This is a genomic window from Labilibaculum filiforme, from assembly GCF_002843315.1.
GTDB classification, from domain to species: domain Bacteria; phylum Bacteroidota; class Bacteroidia; order Bacteroidales; family Marinifilaceae; genus Labilibaculum; species Labilibaculum filiforme.
Genome location: NZ_MVDD01000040.1, coordinates 1 through 3,879 on the forward strand (window position 1 = coordinate 1; position 3,879 = coordinate 3,879).

The 3,879-nt window shown below is 30.7% G+C and carries 1 protein-coding gene; it reads left to right on the forward strand.

Translation table 11 applies throughout. The features are described 5' to 3' along the window. The first annotated feature begins 546 nt into the window (after window positions 1-546). Window positions 547-3,465, forward strand: a complete 2,919-nt coding sequence (locus tag BZG02_RS20535) for a T9SS type A sorting domain-containing protein (RefSeq protein ID WP_101263621.1) — start codon at window positions 547-549, stop codon at window positions 3,463-3,465. The last annotated feature ends 414 nt before the right edge of the window (window positions 3,466-3,879 follow it).

Here is a 3,879-nt window from a genome sequence, read left to right on the forward strand (position 1 = left end):
CTTCTATTGCAACTTTTGCTTTAAATGTTGAGCTAAATTTACGACGTGTTCTTTTCATTTTTTCCATGAGTTTAATTTACATTATTTTTCAATTAAGCTCCTGGTCTAATTTTCTTAGGGTATTATACAATTCCCATCTCACAATAACTTTAAAAACATAATCACCACTATTTAAATTGATTTTATTTAACAACTCGTCATCTACCAACCAATCCCCACACTGAACTTATTTCACAAGATTTTAAAGTATACTCTGCCTAACTTACACTCTACCTAAATAGTTCTATATGTTAAACTTACGGTTCTATACAAATAAATTATTATTCGCAAGTTGCAAAAATCGAAAAATTTGATTCTCATTACGAAAATAAGCTATCCGATTTCTAAACTAGTTAATTTAAATAGCGGCTCTAACTTTTGCTACTGATTCACGTAATGCACTTAAAATAAGGAAACATCTAATTTTTCATAAATAATTACATTCAATCAATATTCAAAACACATAATAAAGCAAACAACTTATCCTGATCTATAAATACCGATACTATGATTAAAAACTTTACCCTACTACTATTCTTTTTTGCAAGCATTACTCTAAATGCACAAAACATAAACATTCCCGATGTCAACTTTAAAAAAGCATTAGTAGAGAATACTGCAATTAATACCGATGGTGATGGGGAGATTTCGGAAAGTGAGGCGGTGGCTTTTACAGGATCAATCAATATAGCAGAACTTAACATTTCAGATTTAACAGGAATAGAATATTTTATAAATATTACTCAAGTTAATTGCAGAAGTAATAAATTAACCAGTTTAGATCTAAGCAAGAATACCGCAATTACAAGCCTTTATTGCTATTATAATGACTTAACAAGCTTAGATCTGACAAACAATACAGCTATTACAAACCTTTATTGCTATTATAATGACTTACCTAGCTTAGATCTGAAAAACAACACAGCTATTACACATCTTAATTGCTCAGACAATCAATTGATTAGCTTGGATCTGGCAAACAACACAGATATTACATACCTTGATTGCGACGGAAATAATTTAACTAGTTTAGATTTAACCAACAATACAGCTATTACAAGCCTTACTTGCTCTGATAATCAATTGATTATCTTGGATCTGACAAACAACACAGCTATTACATATCTTAATTGCGAAAACAACAAATTTCCTTTTTCTGAATTACAAAAAATCAAGACTAAGTATAGCGAATTTAGTTATATATCTACGAAAAAATTATTTTCGCCTATAGAGAAAGCTGATGCTTTTGATATAGATTATTCGGATGAAGCTTTAATAGATGGAACAGCAACTGTGTTTACATGGTACGCTATTAATGATAAGATAGTTGATGAAACTGTTGTAAGTAAAACGGGTAATGGAATATACAAATTCCTAAAGCAAGGCATTTATTATTGCAAAATGACAAATGAGACTTTCCCTGAGGCAGAACTAACAACTGAATCTGTTACCATTAACAACAATAATATAATCGAAATTCCCGATGCCAATTTTAAAAAGGCATTGGTCGATAATACGTCAATAAACACCAATGAAGATACTGAAATTTCTGATTTTGAAGCATTACTTACTACAAGCCTAGAGTTAGGCTCTAAGAATATAGCTGATCTCACAAGCATAGAATACTTTACAAACTTAATATCATTAAGTGTATATAACAATCATCTAAAAAGTTTAGACTTAAACAAGAATACAGCAATTACAAGCCTTAATTGCGGATACAATCAATTGATTAGCTTGGATCTGACAAACATTACAGCTATTACAAAACTTTATTGCTATTATAATGACTTGACAAGCTTAGATTTGACAAATAACACAGCTATTGCAAGTCTTTATTGCGACGGGAATAATTTAACTAGTTTAGATTTAACCAACAACACAGCTATTACATCCCTTGATTGCCAAAACAATCAACTAACTAGCTTAGATTTGACAAATAACACAACTATTACATCCCTTGATTGCGGCAGCAATCAATTAACAAGTTTAGATTTAACCAACAACACAGCTATTACATCTCTTTATTGCGGCAGCAATCAATTAACAAGTTTAGATTTAGCCAACAATACAGCTATTGCAAGTCTTAATTGCAACAACAACAAATTCCCTTTTTCTGAATTACAAAAAATAAAAGAACGTTATTCAGAACTAGCCTATGATTCAAACAAGCGGCTATTTTCAGCAATAAACGAAATTATAAATTATCAAATAGATTATTCATCAGAGGTATTGATTGATGGCAATGAAACCTCTTTTAAATGGTATAGAGAGAATTCAGAGGTAAGTGCTGAGGACTTACAGGAAGATGGAAATGGCATGTTCACCTTTTTGAAAGATGGTGCTTATTATTGTGAAATGACCAATGCAAGCTTTCCAAATTTAACACTCAAAACCAATACAATTAGCATTTATAACAATGATATAGTCAATATACCTGATGCGAATTTCAAAAAAGCCTTAGTAGAAAATACTCTATTAAATCTTGATGGTGATAATGAGATATCGGAATATGAAGCAGCTACATATAAAGAAGAGTTAAATGTTAGTAACAAAAGTATCTCAGACCTTACAGGAGTAGCTTATTTCACAAGTATCACAAAACTGACATGTAACTACAATCAGATTAGTAGCATGGATCTCAGTGAAAACTCTCAACTTAAGGAGTTGGATTGTTCTCACAATAAATTAACCGATCTTAATATATATTCAAATTCATCACTGAATACTCTTAATTGCTCATACAATGAGTTATCTGATCTATCGCTAAGTGAATATAACAATTACAGACTGATTAAATTAAATATTGATCAAAACCATTTGCCACTTTCTAATCTAAATAAGATTAAGGCAATAAATCCTAAACTGATAGAAGTAGATAAACTATCAGCTGATTATATGTCAAGACAATTTGATGTTTTTGATGAAGTTAATAAAGAAGTAGATTATGAACTTAATTACTCAGAAGAAGCCTTATTTAATGAAAAAGAAACAACTTTTAGATGGACTACTGATTACGGAATGACAGAAGTAAACGACGAGAGTACCATTCAGAAAGTGAAAACTGGAGTGTTTAAATTCTTAAAATCTGGAACCTACCATTGTGAAATGACCAACGAAGAATTCCCTGATATTGTTGTTGCAACCAGTGCTATAACAATTAATATTGCAACAGGAATAAATGAGGTTCTTAAAAGTTCCATTCAGGTTTATCCGAATCCGGTAATCACCGATTTGAATATCAAGTTTGAAAAGAACGAAGATCGAATGATTTATATCTACGATGTAAAAGGTCAGATTCAAGTTCAGCAGGAAAGCTTTTCCAGTTCAGAACAATTGAATATTTCCAATTTAAAAAATGGCATGTACATTCTTAAAATTCAATCTAAAAGTGGCGTGATAAGCTATAAGATCTTGAAGCAATAACTATAAAACCTGACAGGTTATAAACATCATGTAAAATAACCTGTCAGGTTAATAATAGTAATAACAAAACAATGAATACAACAAACACTCCACTAGAACATGACACCTATTATCACATTTATAATCGCGGGATTGATGGCTGTGATCTATTCAGAGAGGCGAATAATTATAAACGTTTTCTAGAATTGTACGATAAACATATAGAACCAATTTCTGATACTTACGCTTGGGTATTGATGCCTAATCATTTTCATTTACTAGTAAGAATAAAGTCAAAGGCAGAAATCCTATAATACCCTAAGAAAATTAGACCAGGAGCTTAATTGAAAAATAATGTAAATTAAACTCATGGAAAAAATGAAAAGAACACGTCGTAAATTTAGCTCAACATTTAAAGCAAAAGTTGCAATAGAA